Origin of the sequence: Variovorax sp. KBS0712 (assembly GCF_006323185.2) — a bacterium.
Taxonomy (GTDB): Bacteria; Pseudomonadota; Gammaproteobacteria; order Burkholderiales; family Burkholderiaceae_C; genus Variovorax; species Variovorax boronicumulans.
In genome coordinates, this window is record NZ_VCCD02000004.1 from 303,561 (window position 1) to 322,404 (window position 18,844).

The window sequence follows — 18,844 nt, forward strand, 5'->3', positions numbered from 1 at the left end:
AGATGCGCAAATGGACAGTGACGACCTTCTGGCTCGTCGTCGTGGCCGTGCTCACGGCATGCGGCGGTGGCGGGGGCGGCAACGACGGCATCGGCCTGGCACCCGGGTTCGCCGCGCCGCCGGTGGCGCAGAAAGTCATCATCGACAGCGACTACAACACCATGAGCGACGACGGCCAGCTCGGCGTCATGGCCGCGCAGCTGCAGGCCGAGGGCAAGGTGCAGGTGATGGGCATCAGCGTGGTGTCGGGCAACCAGTGGCTCAAGCAGGGCGTGGCCGACGCGCTGATGTCGGTCGAGCGCCTGGGCGTGGGCCAGCGCATCGGTGTCTACGTGGGCGAGAACTACGCCATCAACCACGACTACGCGACCATCGAGGCCGAGATGAAGGCGGGGGCGGGCGGCGACGGCTACCTGGGCGCCTGGAGCGGCCCCGAGCCCAAGACCGACGCCGACCTCAAGCCCTCGCCCGACGGCTTCGCCACCCGCACCGTGGTGCAGCGCAAGAGCGCGGTCGACTTCATCATCGACACCGTCAAGGCCAACCCCAACGAAATCACCATTCTGGCCATCGGCCCGCTCACCAACATCGCGCTGGCCGTGAAGAAGAGCCCCGACATCGTGCCGCTGATCAAGAAGATCATCTACATGGGCGGCGCCGTCGACGTGGCCGGCAACACCACCCATTTCGCCGAGTTCAACTGGTGGTTCGACCCCGAGGCCGCGCAGTTCGTGGTGCGCCTGCCGATCCCGCAGGTGGTGGTGCCGCTGGACGTGACCGACACCGTGTTCCTCACCAAGCCCGTCTACGACCGCATCGCGCACCCGGCCAAGCCGACGGCCGTGACCGAGGTGTTCCGCAAGCTCAACGGCTACGGCTTCAGCGGCACCAACGGCTTCGAGAACAACCCGAACTACACGCAGAACATCTGGGACACGCTGGTGCTGGCCTACCTCATCGATCCGCGCTATGCCACGCAGACCGTCGAGCGCTATGTCGACGTGGTCGCCAAGCCCGGCGCGGCCGACAACGGCCGCTCCATCGGCTACACCACGCCGCCCGCGGGCGTGCCGCTGCAGAAGATGACGGTGGTGAAGAAGTTCGACAACGCGCGCTTCTTCGAGCTCTACATCGACCTGCTCACGCGGCCGGTGCCGATTTCGCTGCCGGCGACCGGCTCGTAAACCACCTGCCGTCAGCCGGCGCGCGGGGCCGGAGCGCCGATACTTCGGCCCTCGAACAGGGAACACACGCATGCTGATCGGCATCGATATCGGAACCTCCGCGGTCAAGATCGTCCTGACCGACCTGCAGCTGCTGCAGGTCGTGGCCACGGTCGATCGGCCGCTCACTTCGCAGTACCCGCAGCCGCTGTGGTGCGAGCACGACCCCGACCAGTGGTGGGCTGCCGTGGCCGACGGCCTTGACGAACTGGCGCGCATGCACCCGACGGCGATGGCTGGCGTGCAAGGCATCGGCCTGTCGGGCCAGATGCACTCGCTGGTGCTGCTCGACGCGGCCGACCGCCCCGTGCGCCCCGCGATCTTGTGGAACGACGGCCGCGCCGCCGCCGAGGCCGCCGATCTCATGCAGACCGACCTGGCCCTGCGCCGCGCCGTCGGCGTGCAGCCGATGGCGGGCTTCACCGGCCCCAAGCTGCGCTGGCTGCGCACCCACGAGCCCGAGGCCGTGGCGCGCGCCCGCTCGCTGCTGCTGACCAAGGACTACGTGCGCCTGCAACTGTCGGGCGAGAAGGTGACCGACGTCACCGACGCGGCCGGCACCTGGCTGTTCGACCAGGCGCAGCGCCGCTGGTCGCCGCAGGCGCTCGCCGCCTGCGGGGTCGATCCCGCCTGGCTGCCGCGCGTGGTCGAGTCGTGCGAACCCTGCGCCACCGTGTGCGACGCGCTGGCCGCGCGCTGGGGCCTGCCGCGCGGCGTGCCGATCGCGGGCGGCGCGGGCGATGCCGCGGCGGGCGGCGTCGGCATCGGCGTGGTCGGGCCCGGCGACGGCTTCGTGTCGCTCGGCACCTCGGCGCAGATCCTGGTGGCCGACACCGCGCACCGCCCCGACCCCGAGCGGCTGGTGCACGCCTTCTGCCATGCGCTGCCGCAGCGCTGGTACCGCATGGCCGCGCTGCTCAACGGCGCGAGCCCGCTCGCGGCGCTGGCGTCGTGCACCGGTGGTGCGTCGGTCGGCGCGCTGCTGGCCGAGGTCGAGGCCGCGTACGCCGGGCCCTCGCGCCTGCTCGCGCTGCCTTATCTGTTCGGCGAGCGCACGCCGCACAACAACCCCTTCGCGCGCGGCGCGATCGTCGGCCTGTCGGGCGCCACCACGCGCGCCGACCTGATGCAGGCGGTCTGCGAAGGCATCGCCTTCTCGCTCGCCGACGGCCTGGAAGCGCTGAGCGCGCAGACGGCACGGCCCGAGCGCCTGGCGCTGATCGGCGGCGGTGCGCGCTCCGCCTTCCTGGCGCAGCTGATCGCGTCGGTGCTCGATGTGCCGCTGGTGCTGTACGAATCCGCCGACCGCGGCCCGGCTTTCGGCGCGGCGCGGCTCGCGCGGTTGGCGGTCACAGGCGAAGACCCGGCGGGTGTGGTGGTGGCGCCGCCGGTGCGCCAGGTGCTGGCGCCCGACGCCGCCTTGCATGCGGCCTACCAGCCCCGGCTGGAGGCCTTCCGCACGCTCTACCGCGCGATGGCGCCGGTCTGGGCGTCGGTGGCCTGAAGAGGCGCTCTCGCGGGTTCAGTCCGGCGTGAGCCCGGCGGAATCCACCACCTTCTTGTACACGTCGAATTCGGCGGCGATCTGCTGCGTGAATTCCTGCGGCGTGTTGCCGACGACGAAGGAGCCGGTGTCCTGGATGCGCTTGCGCACGGCAGGATCTTCGAGCGATTTGCGCGCCGCCGCGTGCACCTTGTCCACCACGTCCTTGGGCAGGCCCTTGGGGCCCACGATGCCGTAGTACGCCATGCGGTTCACCGGCGCGAGGCCGACCTCCTTGAAGGTCGGCACGTCGGGCAGGTCCTTCAGGCGCTCGGACGCCGCCACGACGATCGGGATCAGCCGGCGGTCCTTGATGAAGGGCAGCGCCGACGGCAGGTTGTCGAAGATCATCGCGACCTGGCCCGCGACGGTGTCGTTGAGCGCCGGGCCCGACCCCCGGTACGGGATGTGCGTGACGGACGCGCTGGCCATGCCCTTGTACAGCTCCATCTGCAGGTGCCCGATGCTGCCCGTGCCTGCGGTGGCATAGGCGTACTTGCCGGGATTCTTCTTCAGCACCTCGATGAAGCCCTTGTAGTCCCGGGCCGGAAAGCTGGGATGGACCGCAATGACATTGGGCGTGGCCGCGAGGTTGATGATGGGCGTGAAGTCGGTCTTCGGGTTGTACGGTACCTTGGGGTTGATGGCCGGATTCGCCGCCGTCGTCGATACGGTGCCGATGCCCAGCGCGTAGCCGTCGGGCGTGGCGCGCGCGGTCTCGGCGGCCCCGATCGCGCCGCCCGCGCCCGACTTGTTCTCGACGATGACGCTCTGCCCCAGGTGCCTGCCCAGGGGCTCGGAGATGACGCGCGCAATGATGTCCGTCGTGCCGCCCGGTGCGAACGGCACCTGCAGCTTGACGGGCTTGTCGGGGTAGCCCTGCGCGTGGGCGGGCACGGTTGCCGCCAGCAGGCAGGCGAGGGCGAACAGGGTGGGGTTTTTCGGCAAGGTGTCTTCCTCCTCTTGGATTGATGGAATGGGTGAGATGAGTGGGGGCCGATCAGGGGCGCCGCGGAATCAGGCAGCTCGCGTCGAGCTCGCCCGGGTCGTTGACGCCGAGCATCGCCATGTTCCGGTCGACCTCGTCCCGCAGCAGCCGGATCGCGTGCGTGACGCCCGCGTGGCCGCCCACGGCGGCGGCATACATGAACGGCCGGCCGGCGAACACGGCCTTGGCGCCCAGCGCCAGCGCCTTCAGCACGTCGCTGCCGCGACGCACGCCGCCGTCGACCATCACGGGCAACTCGCCCGCGGCGTCCAGCACCTGCGGCAGTGCGCGCAACGCCGGGGCCGCGCCGTCGAGCTGCCGGCCGCCGTGGTTGGAGACGATGAGCCCATCGGCGCCGAGCTGCCGCGCGCGCCGGGCATCGGCCGGATGAAGAATGCCCTTCAGGATCAGCGGTCCGCGCCACTGCTGCCGGATGCGGGCGATGTGGTCCCAGTGGATGTGGTCGCGGCCGGTCGTGTCGCGGATCGCGGTGCTGGAGAAAAGAGGCGCACCGCGCGTGGCGAACGAATTCTCGAAATGCGGCATGCCGCGCGTCACGAAGGTCCGCGCGAGCGTGCCGAGCAGCCAGCGCGGCCGCACGAGGCCGTCCCATGCCAGCCGCAGGCTGGGCCGCAGCGGCGTCGTGAAGCCGGCGCGCACGTTGTTTTCGCGGTTCGCCCAGACGGGAATGTCGACCGTGACGACCAGGTGGCGAAAGCCCGCGCCGGCGATGCGCGCCACCAGGCCGTCGATGCGCGCCGCATCGCCCGGCAGGTAGGCCTGGAACCACGTGCCGGGCGCGGCCTGGGCCACTTCTTCCATCGGAATGAGCGAGGTGCCGCTCATGACCGCGGGAATGCCGGCCGCCTGCGCCGCCTGGGCGAGCACCAGGTCGCCGCGGTAGGCCGACAGCGCGCTGATGCCGACCGGCGCGATCCCGAAGGGCGACGCGTAGCGCTGGCCGAACAGCGTGACCTCCTGCGAGCGCCGGGAGACATCGACCAGCACCCGGGGCAGGAAGTCGTGTGCGTCGAACGCGACGCGGTTGGCGTCCAGCGAGCGGTTGTCTTCCGCCGCACCGGCGATGTAGCCGAACAGCGGGCGCGGCAGCCGGCGCCGGGCCGCGTGCTCGAAGTCCTGCAGCGACAGGATGCCGGCGAGACGCCGTGGTGCCGCGGCAGCAGCAGCAGGGGCTTGCGCCGGCGCGGTGCGCGGGGCATCGAAGGCACGCGAGAAAACAGTCATGTCCGCCATCCAGTCAGTCGTTCGGTCCGCGCGGACTGTAGGGGGGCAGAAGGTTTTAAAAAAGCGAATTTATGGTAATTTGCCATTTCGCTTTTTTCGAAATGACCGAGGGAGACGGCGCATGACGCTGAAGCAACTGGAGGCCTTCTACTGGGCCGCGACCTGCGCCAGCTTTGCGCTTGCGGCGCAGCGGCTGCACCTGTCGACCTCGTCGCTGTCCAAGCGACTGGCCGAGCTGGAGGTGTCGCTCGGCGCGTCCTTGTTCGACCGCGCCGGGCAGCGGGCCACGCTCACGGATGCGGGTGAGCGTTTCCTGCCGCGCGCCGCCGCGCTGCTGCTGGCGGCCGACGAGACGAAACGGTCGATCGGCGCGCCCGCCAGCCTCGGCGGCCGTTGCACCTTCGGCATCGGCGAACTGAGCGCGCTGACCTGGTTGCCCCAGCTCGTCGCGCATGTGGGGCGGCACCTGCCGGACCTGCGCCTGGAGCCGCATGTCAACTTCGGCTCGGCGCTGGACGAGCGCCTTCGCAACGGCGAGCTCGACTGCGCGGTGATCGCCGGGCGCTCACCGCACCACGGGCTGATCTCGTCGCACACCGTGGGCCAGGCGCATTTCGTGTGGGTGGCCGCGCCCGCGCTGGCTGGCAAGACCACGACCCTCGGCGCGCCGCTGCTCGCGCAACATCCCATCGTGACGCTGCCGACCGGCGCGGGCACCAGCCGCCTGCTCGACGAATGGCTCATGGCCGAGAACCTCGAGGCGCCGCACCGCCTCAGCTGCAACAGCTGGGGCGCCGTCGCCGGCCTGCTGATCGAGGGGATCGGTGTCGGGTTCCTGCCGGAAGGCTGGGCGCGCCTGCTGTCGCGCCGCGGCGACCTGCGCATCCTGAAGACCCGCCAGGCCCTGCCCGCGCTGACCTACACCTTCCAGAAGCGCAGCAACGACGAGCGCCATCTGCTGACGGCCATGCGCGCCGCGGTGCTCGCGTCCATCGATTTCTCGAAGGCGGCCCGCCTGCTCTAGGTGGAGAGGGTCAGAAGGCTTCGCACACGCGAAGCACTTCAGAGCCGTAGGCCTCGAGCTTCTTCGTGCCGATCCCGCTGATGCCCTGCAGGTCTTCGAGCGTCGCGGGCGCGCGCTCGGCAATGGCGGCCAGCGTGGCGTCGTGGAAGATCACGTAGGCCGGCAGGTTGTGTTCCTTGGCCACCTCGGCGCGCCAGGCCTTGAGCGCCTCGAAGCGCTTCTTGCCCACGTCGTCCAGCGAGGCGGCTGCCGGCGACGGCGCGCCCTTGGCGGCCTTCTCGCGCCGGGGCTTGCGCTCGGCCGGCGACGACACCGACTCGCGCAGCGACACCGTGGTCTCGCCCTTGAGCACCGCGCGCGAGCCCTCGGTGAGCTTCAGCGTGTTGAACGCTTCGGCGTCCACCGCCAGCGCGCCCGTGGCGATCAACTGGCGCAGCACGCCGCGCAGCGCCACCTCGCTGAACTCCGCGCCGATGCCGAAGGTGCTGATGCGCTCGTGGCCGAACTGCTTGACCTTCTCGGTCGCCTTGCCGCGCAGGATGTCCATGATGTGGCCCGCGCCGAAGCTGATGCCGCTGAGCTGCTGCACGCGGTAGATGGTGCTCAGCAGCTTGCGCGCGGCATCGGTGCCGTCCCACACCTGCGGCGGGTTCAGGCAGTTGTCGCAGTTGCCGCAGGGCGTGCTCTTCTCGCCGAAGTAGCCCAGGAGGCGCACGCGGCGGCAGTCGCTGGCCTCGGCCAGCGAGAGCAGGGCGTCGAGCTTGCCGCGCATCACCTGCTTGAACTCTTCGCCGGCGGGACTCTCGTCGATCATGCGGCGCTGGTTCACCACGTCGTTCAGGCCGTAGGCCATCCAGGCGTCGGCGGGGGCGCCGTCGCGGCCCGCGCGGCCGGTTTCCTGGTAGTAGCCCTCGATGTTCTTGGGCATGTCGACGTGGCCGACGAAGCGCACGTCGGGCTTGTCGATGCCCATGCCGAAGGCGATGGTCGCGACCATCACGATGCCTTCCTCGCGCAGGAAGCGGTCCTGGTGCTTCTGGCGCACCGCGGCATCGAGGCCCGCGTGGTACGGCAGCGCGTTGATGCCGGCGCCCTGCAATGTCGTCGCGAGGTCTTCCACGCGCTTGCGCGACTGGCAATAGACCACGCCCGCATCGCCCTCGTGCTCGCGCTCGATGAAGCGCAGCAGCTGCGTGGTGGCGTCCTTTTTCTCGACGATGGTGTAGCGGATGTTCGGCCGGTCGAAGCTGGAGACGAACTGGCGCGCCTCTTCGAGCTGCAGCCGTTCGACGATGTCGGCGCGCGTGAGGTCGTCGGCCGTGGCCGTGAGCGCGATGCGCGGCACGCCCGGGTAGCGCTCGTGCAGCACGGTGAGCGCACGGTACTCGGGGCGGAAGTCGTGGCCCCACTGGCTCACGCAATGCGCCTCGTCGATGGCGAACAGCGAGAGCTTGCCGCGCTCGTTCAGCGAATCGAGCTGCGACAGGAAGCGCGGCGTGTTCACGCGCTCGGGCGCCGCGTACAGCAGCGTGATCTCGCCGCGCAGCATGCGGCGTTCCACGTCCTGCGTCTGCTCCCAGTCGAGCGTGGAGTTGAGGAAGGCCGCGCTCACCCCCGCTTCGTGCAGCGCGCCGACCTGGTCGTGCATCAGCGCGATCAGCGGCGACACCACCACCGACACGCCGCGCCCCGCGCGCTGCCGCGCGATGGCCGGGATCTGATAGCAGAGCGACTTGCCGCCGCCCGTGGGCATGAGCACCAGCGCGTCGCCGCCGCCCACCACGTGCTCCACGATGTCCTGCTGGGCTCCGCGAAAGCGCGCGTAGCCGAACACGTCGTGAAGGATGTCGGCGGGGGCCGCGCTGCCGGGGCTGCTGCCGTCGCTGGAGGCGTCGAAGGGGCGGGGAGCGAGGGAAGACACAGGCGGGGGTGCGAAGGGCGGGAGAGGGGGAGAAAAGGGCCGGAGCCGGGGCGGACGCCGATTGTCCCCCAGCGGCTCCGATATGACTGTGGCACGGCGTTTGCAATGGTGAACCCCGTCCCGGCACCCCTCTTGTCTAGACAGCAAAATGGGGCATTTCTCTCGGAGATGCACCAAAACAGGACTTTCGGGTTATCCTGTATAGACAAGTTGGGGCGCCTGGCAACAATGCGAGGCGTGCTGCCCATATCCCCCGGGCATGTATCGCCGAGTCACCTCTCTCAAAAAATGGAACCAGGAGTCCCCATGGTCAAGACGGTAGTTGTGAAAGTCGCTTCGCTGCTGGCAGCAGGTGCATGTGCAGCGGGCATGGCCGGAACGGCCGCCGCCCAGGACACGAAGATTTCGCTCGGCATGTCCGGCTGGACCGGCTTTGCGCCGCTGTCGCTGGCCGACAAGGCCGGCATCTTCAAGAAGAACGGGCTGGACGTCGAACTCAAGATGATCCCGCAGAAGGACCGCCACCTGGCGCTGGCCTCCGGCGCGATCCAGTGCGCGGCCACCACGGTGGAAACGCACGTGGCCTGGAACGCCAACGGCGTGCCGATCGTGCAGATCTTCCAGATGGACAAGTCCTACGGCGCCGACGGCCTGGCCGTGCGCAACGACGTGAAGAGTTTTTCCGACCTCAAGGGCAAGAGCATCGGCGTGAGCGCCCCGGGCACCGCGCCGTACTTCGGCCTGGCCTGGATGCTCAGCAAGAACGGCATGAGCCTGAAGGACGTGAAGGTGGTCTCGCTCGAGCCGCAGCCCGCCGCGCAAGCCTTCGTGGCCGGCCAGAACGACGCCGCCATGACCTACGAGCCCTACCTGTCGACCGTGCGCGCCAACCCCGCCGCCGGCAAGATTTTGGCCACCACGCTCGACTACCCGATGGTGATGGACACCGTCGGCTGCGCGCCCACCTGGCTCAAGGCCAACGGCAAGGCCGCCGCCGCGCTCACCAAGTCGTACTTCGACGCGCTGGACATGATCAAGGCCGACCCGGCCAAGGCCAACGAACTCATGGGTTCGGCCGTCAAGCAAAGCGGCGAGCAGTTCGCCAAGTCGTCGGCCTACCTGCGCTGGCAGGACAAGGCCGCCAACCAGAAGTTCTTCGCGGGCGAGCTCACCAGCTTCATGAAGGAAGCCGCGGCCATCCTGCTGGAGGCCGGCGTGATCCGCAAGGCGCCGGAAGACTATGCCGCCACCTTCGACGCCAGCTATGTCAAGTAAGGCCTTGCCGCAGATGCAACCGATGACCGCCGCCCCGGCGCGCGCCGTGACGCCGCCGCCCGCGCCTCCCGTGCGGCGCCGTGTGTTCGCGCCGCTCGAACCCATCAGCGCGTCCGCGCGCACGATGCTGGGGCTCGGCTTCTTCGTGCTCTTCGTGGTGGTGTGGGGCATCGCCACGCTGGGCGGCTTCGTGTCGCCCACCTTCCTGGCGAGCCCGATCACGATGGTCAAGGAGGGCTGGCTGCTCTTCACCGAGTACGGCTTCATCGGCGACATCGGCATGACCGTGTGGCGCGTGTTCGGCGGCTTCCTGCTGGCGGCCGTCATCGCGGTGCCGCTGGGCGTGGCCATGGGCACCTGGAAGACCGTCGAGGCCTTCTTCGAGCCCTTCGTGTCGTTCTGCCGCTACCTGCCGGCCTCGGCCTTCATCCCGCTGCTCATCCTGTGGGCGGGCCTGGGCGAAATGCAGAAGCTCCTGGTGATCTTCATCGGCTCGTTCTTCCAGATCGTGCTGATGGTGGCCGTCACCGTGGGCGGCGCGCGGCGCGACCTCGTCGAGGCCGCCTACACGCTGGGCGCCAACAGCCGCGGCATCGTGGCGCGCGTGCTCATTCCGGGCGCCGCGCCGGGCATCGCCGAAACGCTGCGCCTCGTGCTGGGCTGGGCCTGGACGTACGTCATCGTGGCGGAACTCATCGGCTCCTCGTCGGGCATCGGCCACATGATCACCGACAGCCAGGCGCTGTTGAACACCGGGCAGATCATCTTCGGGATCATCGTGATCGGCGTCATCGGCCTGTTGTCCGACTTCGCTTTCAAGGCGATGAATCGCCGTCTGTTTGCATGGGCTGCACTGTGAAGAATCAACTCTCCATTCAAGGCGTCTCGCGCGTCTTCACCGGCACCAAGGGCCAGCGCACGCAGGCCTTGCAGCCGATCGACTTCGAGGTGAAGGAGAACGACTTCGTCACCATCCTCGGCCCCTCGGGCTGCGGCAAGTCGACGCTGCTGCGCATCGTGGCGGGGCTCGACTTCCCGACCACCGGCCAGGTGATGCTCGACGGCGAGCGCATCGAAGGTCCCGGCGCCGACCGCGGCGTGGTGTTCCAGAGCTACACGCTGTTCCCGTGGCTCACGGTGGCGCAGAACATCCGCTTCGGCCTGCGCGAGCGCGGCATGAGCGAAGCCGACCAGAAGGAACGCAGCGAGTTCTTCATCGCCAAGGTCGGCCTGCGCGGCTTCGAGCACCACTTCCCCAAGCAGCTCTCGGGCGGCATGCAGCAACGCACGGCCATTGCGCGCGCGCTGGCCAACGATCCCAAGATGTTGCTGCTCGACGAGCCCTTCGGCGCACTCGACAACCAGACCCGCGTGCTCATGCAGGAACTGCTGCTGGGCATCTGGGAGTCGGCGCAGAAGACGGTGCTGTTCGTCACGCACGACATCGACGAGGCGATCTTCATGGCCAACCGCGTGGCGGTGTTCAGCGCGCGGCCGGGCCGCATCAAGACCGAGATCGCGGTCGACTTTCCGCACCCGCGCAGCTACACCATCAAGACCTCGCCCGAGTTCATGGACATCAAGGCGCGCCTGACCGAAGAAATCCGCGCCGAGTCGATGGCCGCGGCGGAGCACTGATCCCCCGATGAAACGCGACCTGCCGTCCCTCGCGCTCTATGCGCAAGTCAAGGATCACATCTCCCGCAAGATCCAGGACGGCACGTGGCCGCCCGGCCACCGCCTGCCTTCCGAGAACGAGCTGGTCGCGCAGTTCGGCATGGCGCGCATGACCGTGAACCGCGCCCTGCGCGAGCTCATGGAGCAGGGGCGCATCGTGCGCGTGGCCGGCGTCGGCAGCTTCGTGGCCGAGAACAAGCCGCAGTCCACGCTGCTGCAGATCGCCAACATCGCCAGCGAAATCCGCCAGCGCGGCCATGACTACCGCTGCGAGATGCTCGCGGTCGAGCGCCTCGCGGCCTCGCCCGACGTGGCGGCCTGGCTCGACCTGCGCGCGGGCGACTCGGTGTTCCACAGCGCCTGCCTGCACCTGGACAACGACACGCCCGTGCAGCTCGAGGAGCGCTACGTCAACCCGCAGGTCGTGCCCGACTTTCTCGAGCAGGACTTCACGGCCGTGCCGCCCAGCGAGTACCTGGTGCGCAACGTGCCCTTCGACCAGATCGAACACGTCGTCGATGCCGTGCTGCCCAGCGCCGAACAGGCCGAGCGGCTCGCGATGGCGCCCACCGACCCCTGCCTGCTGCTGACGCGCCGCACCTGGATCCGCAACACGCCCGTGACCTGGGTGCGCTGCCTGCATCCGGCTTCGCGCTACAGCCTCGGCAGCCGATTCAAGTCCGACGGCAACCCGACCTTCGGCTAGACAGACCGTTTTTTTTCGACCCTCAGAGGCTTACGTTTTCTCTCGCAACCACTTGTATAGACAGGTTCACATGCCAAGCAATCACACCGCCACTCCCCACGCCACATTGACCCTCACGCCCGGCAAGGTCGACCTTGCGATGCTGCGACGCATCCAGGCCGGCGGCGTGCACCTTGCGCTCGACCCGTCGGTGCAGGACGGCATGGCCAAGGCCGAGGCCGCGGTGCGCCACATCGTCGAGAACGACGAGGTGGTCTACGGCATCAACACCGGTTTCGGCAAGCTCGCCAGCACGCGCATCGGCAACGACCACCTGGCCGAGCTGCAGCGCAACCTCGTGCTCTCGCACAGCGTGGGCACGGGCGAGCCGCTGGCCGCGCCGGTGGTGCGCATGATCCTCGCGACCAAGGCCGTGAGCCTGGCGCGCGGCCACTCGGGCGTGCGGCCCGCGCTGGTCGATGCGTTGCTGGCGCTGTTCAACGCGGGCGTCACGCCCAGCATCCCGTGCAAGGGCTCGGTCGGCGCCTCGGGCGACCTCGCGCCGCTGGCCCACATGGCCTGCGTGCTCATCGGCGAAGGCGAAGCCACGCTGGCCGACGGCAAGAAGGTGAGCGGTGCCGAAGCCATGCGCAGCATCGGCCTCGAACCCTTCGTGCTCGGCCCCAAGGAAGGCCTGGCGCTGCTCAACGGCACGCAGGTGTCGACTGCGCTGGCGCTGGCCGGCCTGTTCGGCGCCGAAGACGTGTTTGCCGCCGCGCTGATGTCGGGCGCGCTGTCGCTCGAAGCCATCCAGGGTTCGATCAAGCCCTTCGACGCGCGCATCCACGCCGCACGCGGCCAGCCCGGCCAGATCGCCGTGGCCGGCGCCGTGCGCACGCTGCTCGACGGCAGCGAGATCGTGCCCTCGCACGCCGACTGCGGTCGCGTGCAGGACCCGTACTCGGTGCGTTGCATCCCGCAGGTGATGGGCGCCTGCCTCGACAACCTGGCCCACGCCTCGCGCGTGCTGGTCATCGAAGCCAATGCCGCGTCGGACAACCCGCTCGTGTTCTGCGACACCGGCGAGGTGATCTCGGGCGGCAACTTCCACGCCGAGCCGGTCGCCTTCGCGGCCGACATCATTGCGCTGGCCGTGAGCGAAGTCGGCGCCATCGCCGAGCGCCGCCTCGCGCTGCTGCTCGACAGCGGCCTGTCGGGCCTGCCGCCCTTCCTGGTGCGCGACGGCGGCCTGAACTCCGGCTTCATGATCGCGCAGGTCACGGCCGCCGCGCTCGCGTCGGAAAACAAGTCGCATGCGCACCCCGCCAGCGTCGACAGCCTGCCGACCTCGGCCAACCAGGAAGACCACGTGTCGATGGCCACCTTCGCGGCGCGCCGCCTGGGCGACATGGTCAACAACACCGCCGTGGTGGTGGGCATCGAAGCGATGGCCGCCGCCCAGGGCATCGAACTCAAGCGCAAGCTGAAGAGTTCGCCGCTGGTCGAAGCGGAATTCGCCCGCATCCGCCAGAAGGTCGCGTTCCTCGAGACCGACCGCTACCTCGCACCCGACATCGAAGCCATGCGCCTGTGGGCGCTCGCGGCCGACCTGCCGGCCGCGCTGCTCGACATCCTGCCCAGCCACTCGAAGTGATCCGTACCGACCGCCACCCGACAAGGAGAACCACGCCATGAACGCACCCGACAAATTCGCCCTGAACACCCCCACCGGCGCCGATCCGCGCCATGACCCGACCCGCGTGATCCGCGCCCCGCGCGGCACCGAGCTGAACTGCAAGAGCTGGCTCACCGAAGCGCCGTACCGCATGCTGCAGAACAACCTCGACGCCGAGGTGGCCGAGCGCCCGCAAGACCTCGTGGTGTACGGCGGCATCGGCCGCGCCGCGCGCGACTGGGCCTGCTACGACCAGATCCTCGCCTCGCTGAAGGAACTGGAAGACGACGAGACGCTGCTCATTCAATCGGGCAAGCCCGTGGGCGTGTTCAAGACGCATGCCGACGCACCGCGCGTGCTGCTCGCCAACTCCAACCTCGTGCCGAAGTGGGCCAACTGGGAGCACTTCAACGAGCTCGACCGCCAGGGCCTCTTCATGTACGGCCAGATGACGGCGGGCAGCTGGATCTACATCGGCAGCCAGGGCATCGTGCAAGGCACCTTCGAAACCTTCGTCGAAGCCGGCCGCCAGCACTACAACAACAGCCTCGCGGGCAAGTGGATCCTCACGGCCGGCTTGGGCGGCATGGGTGGCGCACAGCCGCTCGCGGCCACGCTGGCCGGCGCCGTGTCGCTGAACATCGAGTGCCAGCAGTCGAGCATCGACTTCCGCCTGCGCACGCGCTACGTCGACAAGCAGGCGCGCGACATCGACCACGCCTTCGAGCTCATCAAGCAGCATTGCGACGCCAAGGAAGCCGTGTCGATCGCGCTGCTGGGCAACGCGGCCGACATCCTGCCCGAACTGGTCAAGCGCGCGAAGGCCGGCGGCCTCAAGCCCGACCTCGTGACCGACCAGACCTCCGCGCACGACCTGATCAACGGCTACCTGCCCTCGGGCTGGAGCGTGCCGCAGTGGCAGGCCGCCATGAAGGACGCGTCGCAACACGACGCCCTGAAGAAGGCCGCCGCCAAGTCGTGCGCCGTGCACGTGCAGGCCATGCTCGACTTCCAGGCCATGGGCATCCCCACGGTCGACTACGGCAACAACATCCGCCAGGTCGCGTTCGACGAAGGCGTGAAGAACGCCTTCGACTTCCCGGGCTTCGTGCCGGCCTACATCCGTCCGCTGTTCTGCGAAGGCAAGGGCCCGTTCCGCTGGGTGGCGCTCTCGGGCGACCCGGAAGACATCTACAAGACCGACGCCAAGATCAAGGAGCTGTTCCCCGAGAACACCCACACGCACCGCTGGCTCGACATGGCGCGCGAGCGCATCGCCTTCCAGGGCCTGCCCGCGCGCATCTGCTGGCTCGGCCTGGGCGAGCGCCACATCGCCGGCCTGGCCTTCAACGAGATGGTGAAGAACGGCGAGCTCAAGGGGCCGATCGTCATCGGCCGCGACCACCTGGACACCGGCTCGGTCGCCAGCCCGAACCGCGAGACCGAAGCCATGAAGGACGGCACCGACGCCGTCTCCGACTGGCCGCTGCTCAACGCACTGCTCAACACGGCCGGCGGCGCGACCTGGGTCAGCCTGCACCACGGCGGCGGCGTGGGCATGGGCTACTCGCAGCACTCGGGCGTGGTGATCGTCTGCGACGGCACCGACGCTGCCGCCAAGCGCATCGGGCGCGTGCTCTTCAACGACCCGGCCACCGGCGTGATGCGCCATGCCGACGCGGGTTACGACATCGCCGTGGCCACGGCGAAGAAGCAGGGCCTGAAGCTGCCGATGATCAAGTAAGGCCGGCAGGCGCCGCAGGTGAAGTAAAAAAGCGGGTCACCCGACACCCCACACCCGAAGGAGACCCGACGATGACCCTCGATGCTTCCGACCTGCAGCGCCGCGTGCGCGAACGCGTGGACGACGCGCTGGTGGCGCAGTTCCAGCGCGACGGCGCGGTCTGCATCCGCCAGCTGCTCACGGCCGACGAACTCGCGCTGCTGCGCGATGGCATCGAAGCGAACCTGGCGGCGCCCAGCCCGCGCGCCAAGGTCGCGAGCCGGCCCGACGACCCGGGCCGCTTCTTCGAGGACTTCTGCAACTGGCAGGAGATCGACGCCTTCGGCCGCTTCATCAGGGAGGCGCCGCTGGCGCAGCTCGCGCAGCGGCTCATGGGCTCGGACACCGTGCGCCTGTACCACGACCACCTGCTCGTGAAGGAGCCCGGCACGCGCCAGCGCACGCCGTGGCACCAGGACCAGCCCTACTACAACATCGAGGGCATGCAGAACGTCAGCATGTGGATTCCGGTCGATCCGGTGTCGCGTGCCGCCACGCTCGAGTTCGTGGCCGGCTCCCACAAGGGGCCGTGGCTGATGCCGCGCACCTTCATGGACAACCACGCCAAGTGGTTCCCCGAAGGCAGCCTCGACGACCTGCCCGACATCGAGGGCGCGCGCGAGCGCTTTCCCATCGTCGGCTGGGACATCGAGCCGGGCGACTTCGTCTGCTTCCACATGCTCACCCTGCATGCGGCCGCCGGCGTGGAAGGGCCGAACCGGCGCCGCGTGTTCTCGGTGCGCTTCCTGGGCGACGACATCCGCCACGCGCCGCGCAGCTGGAAGACCTCGCCCGATTTCCCGGGCCTGGCCGAGCGCCTGCCGGCCGGCGCGCCGATGGACGATCCGCTCTTTCCGTTGCTGGTGCGCTGAGCCTCGGTAAGACGAAGGTAGAAAGAAAAAACGCGCTCATTCCCATCGCGTGGGAATTCGGGCTTGGTCGTGAGAACGGCGAGCAAGATACTGCACGCCGCATCCACTTTCGACCGCCCAGCGATTGCCCCCGATGACGACCCCCCTTGACGCTCCCGCCCACAACGACCGCGCGCTGTTCGTGCTGTCGGTGCTGGCGCAAAGCAAGGCGGCGATGACGGCGGCCGAGCTGGTGCAGGCCACCGGCCTGTCGCAGAGCACGCTGTACCGCCAGGTCGCCACCTTGCGCCGCTGGGGCTTCGTGATGGAGTCCGAGGGCCGCTACTCGCCGGGACCGGTGAGCGTGCAGCTGGCCAGCGGCTTCGACGGCAACTCCGACCTCGTGATGGCCGCGCGCGCCGACATGCGCGTGCTGGCGCAGCAGAGCCACGAGAGCGTGGCGCTCGTCACCCTGGTGAACGAGCGCGTCGTGTGCCTGGAGATGATCGACAGCGAACAGTCGCTGCGCTGCTCCTTCGACCGCGGCCGCAGCGTGCCCGCGCGCGACGGCGCCAGCGCCAAGTGCCTGCTGGCCCACGCGCCCGACGAGGCGCGCGACCTGCTGCTCGACGGCCTGGACGAAGGCCCCGAACGCCGTGCCGAGCGCGCCGCCGAACTCGACGCCATCCGCGCCGCCGGCCATGCCGTGACGCACGGCGAGGTCGATGCCGGCGTGTGGGGCGCGAGCGCGCCGGTGCTGGCCGCGGGCCGGCGCCTGCGCGGGGCGATCACGCTGATGGCGCCGCTCACGCGCGTCGAAGGCATGGAAGCTGCATTGGTCCACATGACCGTCGTCACGGCGGCCCGCATCTCGCGCGCACTGCAGTAGTCGCCGCTCTTTCTTTTCTTTCTCCCTCCCTCACCTCCACGAAAGCCCTCCCATGAACACCCGTCGCACCCTTGTCGCCGCCGCCCTGTCCGGCCTCGCCTTCTTCGGTTTCGCTGGCGCCGCGCAAGCCCAGGGCGAGCCGCTGCGCGTGGCCACCGACGCCACCTTCCCGCCGATGGAGTTCGTGGAAAACGGCAAGCGCACTGGCTTCGACGTGGAGCTGGTCGAGGCCATCGGCAAGACGCTGGGCCGCAAGATCGAGTGGATCGACATCGACTTCAAGGGCCTCGTGCCGGGCCTCATCTCCAAGCGCTTCGACATGGCCGTGTCGGGCATCTACATCACCGACGAGCGCAAGAAGGTCGTCGACTTCACCGTGCCGTACTACGCCGGCGGCCTCGTGGTCATGGTGAAGGACAACAACACGACCATCAAGAAGCCGGCCGACATCAACGGCAAGAAGGTCAGCGTGCAGGTGGGCACCAAGTCCGTGTCGTACACGAAGGAGAAATTCCCGCAGGTGCAGCTGATGGAAGTCGAGAAGAACCAGGAGATGTTCAACCTCGTGGACATCGGCCGTGCCGACGCCGCCGTCACCGGCAAGCCCGCCGCCTTCCAGTACGTGCGCACGCGCGGCGGCCTGAAGGTGCTCGACGAGCAGATCACCACCGAGGAATACGGCATGGCCATCCGCAAGGACACGCCCGAGCTCACCAAGGCCGTGAACGGCGCGATCGAGAAGCTCAAGGCCGACGGTACCTACGCGGCCATCGTGAAGAAGTGGTTCAGCGCCACCGCCAAGTAAGCGCGCCATGGACTTCGATTTCTCGCCCGTCTGGCAGGGCTGGCCCGACCTGCTGCGCGGCGCGCTGGTCACGGTGGAGATCACCGCCTGCGCGCTGGCCCTGGGTTGCGTGCTGGGCCTGCTGGTCGGCATCGGCCGGCTGAACCCGAAGCGGCGCTGGATCTACGGCGTGTGCACCGCCTACGTGGCGGCCATTCGCGGCACGCCGCTGCTGGTGCAGCTGTTCATTCTGTTCTTCGGCCTGCCGCACTTCGGCATCCTGCTGCCGGCCTTCGTGTGCGGCGTGCTGGGGCTCGGCGTGTACTCGGGCGCCTACGTGTCCGAGATCGTGCGCGGCGCGATCCAGTCGATCGACAAGGGCCAGACCATGGCCGCGCAGTCGCTGGGCATGACGCCCGGCGTGGCGATGCGCCAGATCGTGTTGCCGCAGGCCGTGGTGCGCATGATCCCGCCGCTGGGCAACGAGTTCATCGCGCTCATCAAGAACTCGGCGCTGGTGTCGCTCTTGACCATCCATGACGTGATGCACGAAGGCCAGAAGATCATCAGCGTGTCGTACCGCTCGCTCGAGGTGTACCTGGCCATCGCGCTCGTGTACTTCATGCTCACGGGCACGATGACGCTGATCCTGCGGCATTTCGAACAGAAGCTGCGCCAGGGCGGGTTGATGCGATGAGCGTGCAGCGTTTTTCGCGCGCGACCCTGCGCGCCACGCCCTGGAAGAACGGCGGCGGCACCACGCAGGAAATCGCCAGCTGGCCGCAAGGCGCGGGGCTCGACAGCTTCGGCTGGCGCGTGAGCATCGCCACCATCGCGTCGCCGGGCCCGTTCTCGGTGTTCCCGGGCATCGACCGCCAGATCATGCTGCTCGAAGGCGACGGCGTGCGCCTCTTCACGCACGACGGCCGCGTGTCGCACCGGCTCGACGTGCCGCACCAGCCCTTCGCCTTTTCGGGCGACGACCCGATCGACTGCACGCTGCTCGGCGGCGCCTCGAACGACTTCAACGTGATGGCGCGCGGCGGCCAGTGGCGCGCCGACGTGCAGGTGCTGGAACGCGCCGCCGACATCGCGCCCGCGCCGCACGGCGTGCTGCTGGCCTTGCGCGGCGAGTGGCGCTTGAATGACGGCGAAGCCCTGGGTGACGGCGACGGCCTGTGCTGGACCGACGCCGCGCAGGCATGGCAGGCCGCGCCGGCGAGCGAGGGCGCGCGGCTGGTGGCCGTGCGCTTCGTGCCGGCCTGAGCGGCCACAGAAAAA

At 69.0% G+C, this 18,844-nt stretch carries 17 protein-coding genes; 14 read left to right on the plus strand and 3 right to left on the minus strand.

What is annotated here, in order from left to right; all coding sequences use genetic code 11:
- The first annotated feature begins 2 nt into the window (after positions 1-2).
- Positions 3-1,184 (plus strand): nucleoside hydrolase, encoded by a 1,182-nt coding sequence (locus FFI97_RS29640; RefSeq protein ID WP_139703569.1) that lies wholly within the window; start codon positions 3-5, stop codon positions 1,182-1,184.
- Positions 1,185-1,254: 70 nt separating this feature from the next.
- A complete protein-coding gene (xylB, locus tag FFI97_RS29645) occupies positions 1,255-2,727 on the plus strand; it encodes a xylulokinase (RefSeq protein ID WP_144004544.1) in 1,473 nt (490 codons plus the stop codon).
- A gap of 18 nt (positions 2,728-2,745) precedes the next feature.
- Here xylB and FFI97_RS29650 read toward each other — a convergent pair whose 3' ends face one another.
- Together FFI97_RS29650 and FFI97_RS29655 are read right to left on the minus strand one after the other, a co-directional pair.
- Positions 2,746-3,714 (minus strand): tripartite tricarboxylate transporter substrate binding protein BugE, encoded by a 969-nt coding sequence (locus tag FFI97_RS29650; protein ID WP_139703336.1) that lies wholly within the window; start codon positions 3,712-3,714, stop codon positions 2,746-2,748.
- Positions 3,715-3,766: 52 nt separating this feature from the next.
- Positions 3,767-4,999, minus strand: coding sequence for an alpha-hydroxy acid oxidase (locus tag FFI97_RS29655; RefSeq protein ID WP_139703342.1), 1,233 nt, complete (start codon positions 4,997-4,999; stop codon positions 3,767-3,769).
- 121 nt (positions 5,000-5,120) lie between these two features.
- Here FFI97_RS29655 and FFI97_RS29660 point away from each other — a divergent pair, with 121 nt between their 5' ends.
- A complete protein-coding gene (locus FFI97_RS29660) occupies positions 5,121-6,023 on the plus strand; it encodes a LysR family transcriptional regulator (RefSeq protein WP_139703347.1) in 903 nt (300 codons plus the stop codon).
- Positions 6,024-6,033: 10 nt separating this feature from the next.
- Here the strand turns inward: FFI97_RS29660 and recQ are convergent, their stop codons facing one another.
- Positions 6,034-7,944, minus strand: coding sequence for a DNA helicase RecQ (gene recQ / locus FFI97_RS29665; protein WP_185993753.1), 1,911 nt, complete (start codon positions 7,942-7,944; stop codon positions 6,034-6,036).
- A 306-nt stretch (positions 7,945-8,250) separates the two neighbouring features.
- Between recQ and FFI97_RS29670 the strand changes: the two genes are divergently transcribed.
- The 11 genes from FFI97_RS29670 (at position 8,251) to FFI97_RS29720 (ending at position 18,829) form a co-directional block, all read left to right on the plus strand.
- Positions 8,251-9,219 (plus strand): ABC transporter substrate-binding protein, encoded by a 969-nt coding sequence (locus FFI97_RS29670; RefSeq protein WP_139703352.1) that lies wholly within the window; start codon positions 8,251-8,253, stop codon positions 9,217-9,219.
- 13 nt (positions 9,220-9,232) lie between these two features.
- Complete coding sequence (locus FFI97_RS29675) at positions 9,233-10,078, plus strand: ABC transporter permease (protein WP_370681937.1); 846 nt, start codon at positions 9,233-9,235, stop codon at positions 10,076-10,078.
- On the plus strand, positions 10,063-10,857 hold the full coding sequence (locus tag FFI97_RS29680; RefSeq protein ID WP_062481286.1) for an ABC transporter ATP-binding protein: 795 nt from the start codon (positions 10,063-10,065) through the stop codon (positions 10,855-10,857). The genes FFI97_RS29675 and FFI97_RS29680 overlap by 16 nt, the downstream gene beginning before the upstream one ends.
- A 7-nt stretch (positions 10,858-10,864) precedes the next feature.
- Positions 10,865-11,602: a histidine utilization repressor gene (gene hutC / locus FFI97_RS29685; RefSeq protein WP_062481289.1), complete on the plus strand. Its 738-nt coding sequence runs from the start codon at positions 10,865-10,867 to the stop codon at positions 11,600-11,602.
- Between the two features lie 70 nt (positions 11,603-11,672).
- Positions 11,673-13,235, plus strand: a complete 1,563-nt coding sequence (hutH, locus tag FFI97_RS29690; protein ID WP_070064048.1) for a histidine ammonia-lyase — start codon at positions 11,673-11,675, stop codon at positions 13,233-13,235.
- A 37-nt stretch (positions 13,236-13,272) separates the two neighbouring features.
- A complete protein-coding gene (gene hutU / locus FFI97_RS29695; RefSeq protein ID WP_070064049.1) occupies positions 13,273-15,000 on the plus strand; it encodes a urocanate hydratase in 1,728 nt (575 codons plus the stop codon).
- A 71-nt stretch (positions 15,001-15,071) separates the two neighbouring features.
- Positions 15,072-15,911 carry a phytanoyl-CoA dioxygenase family protein gene (locus FFI97_RS29700; protein ID WP_139703358.1) on the plus strand — a complete coding sequence of 280 codons (840 nt, stop codon included), beginning with the start codon at positions 15,072-15,074 and terminating at the stop codon, positions 15,909-15,911.
- 133 nt (positions 15,912-16,044) lie between these two features.
- Positions 16,045-16,779: an IclR family transcriptional regulator gene (locus FFI97_RS29705; RefSeq protein WP_139703361.1), complete on the plus strand. Its 735-nt coding sequence runs from the start codon at positions 16,045-16,047 to the stop codon at positions 16,777-16,779.
- A gap of 52 nt (positions 16,780-16,831) precedes the next feature.
- Positions 16,832-17,584 (plus strand): transporter substrate-binding domain-containing protein, encoded by a 753-nt coding sequence (locus tag FFI97_RS29710; RefSeq protein WP_062482279.1) that lies wholly within the window; start codon positions 16,832-16,834, stop codon positions 17,582-17,584.
- 7 nt (positions 17,585-17,591) lie between these two features.
- Positions 17,592-18,260: an amino acid ABC transporter permease gene (locus FFI97_RS29715; protein ID WP_062482282.1), complete on the plus strand. Its 669-nt coding sequence runs from the start codon at positions 17,592-17,594 to the stop codon at positions 18,258-18,260.
- Positions 18,257-18,829, plus strand: a complete 573-nt coding sequence (locus FFI97_RS29720) for a HutD family protein (RefSeq protein ID WP_139703363.1) — start codon at positions 18,257-18,259, stop codon at positions 18,827-18,829. The genes FFI97_RS29715 and FFI97_RS29720 overlap by 4 nt, the downstream gene beginning before the upstream one ends.
- Positions 18,830-18,844: the final 15 nt, after the last annotated feature.

Coding starts and splice junctions, on each gene's coding strand:
- FFI97_RS29640 (WP_139703569.1), top strand. CDS start 3: ATGCGCAAATGGACAGTGACGACCTTCTGGCTCGTCGTCGTGGCCGTG.
- xylB (WP_144004544.1), top strand. CDS start 1,255: ATGCTGATCGGCATCGATATCGGAACCTCCGCGGTCAAGATCGTCCTG.
- FFI97_RS29655 (WP_139703342.1), bottom strand. CDS start 4,999: ATGACTGTTTTCTCGCGTGCCTTCGATGCCCCGCGCACCGCGCCGGCG.
- FFI97_RS29660 (WP_139703347.1), top strand. CDS start 5,121: ATGACGCTGAAGCAACTGGAGGCCTTCTACTGGGCCGCGACCTGCGCC.
- FFI97_RS29670 (WP_139703352.1), top strand. CDS start 8,251: ATGGTCAAGACGGTAGTTGTGAAAGTCGCTTCGCTGCTGGCAGCAGGT.
- FFI97_RS29675 (WP_370681937.1), top strand. CDS start 9,233: ATGCAACCGATGACCGCCGCCCCGGCGCGCGCCGTGACGCCGCCGCCC.
- FFI97_RS29680 (WP_062481286.1), top strand. CDS start 10,063: ATGGGCTGCACTGTGAAGAATCAACTCTCCATTCAAGGCGTCTCGCGC.
- hutC (WP_062481289.1), top strand. CDS start 10,865: ATGAAACGCGACCTGCCGTCCCTCGCGCTCTATGCGCAAGTCAAGGAT.
- hutH (WP_070064048.1), top strand. CDS start 11,673: ATGCCAAGCAATCACACCGCCACTCCCCACGCCACATTGACCCTCACG.
- hutU (WP_070064049.1), top strand. CDS start 13,273: ATGAACGCACCCGACAAATTCGCCCTGAACACCCCCACCGGCGCCGAT.
- FFI97_RS29700 (WP_139703358.1), top strand. CDS start 15,072: ATGACCCTCGATGCTTCCGACCTGCAGCGCCGCGTGCGCGAACGCGTG.
- FFI97_RS29705 (WP_139703361.1), top strand. CDS start 16,045: ATGACGACCCCCCTTGACGCTCCCGCCCACAACGACCGCGCGCTGTTC.
- FFI97_RS29710 (WP_062482279.1), top strand. CDS start 16,832: ATGAACACCCGTCGCACCCTTGTCGCCGCCGCCCTGTCCGGCCTCGCC.
- FFI97_RS29715 (WP_062482282.1), top strand. CDS start 17,592: ATGGACTTCGATTTCTCGCCCGTCTGGCAGGGCTGGCCCGACCTGCTG.
- FFI97_RS29720 (WP_139703363.1), top strand. CDS start 18,257: ATGAGCGTGCAGCGTTTTTCGCGCGCGACCCTGCGCGCCACGCCCTGG.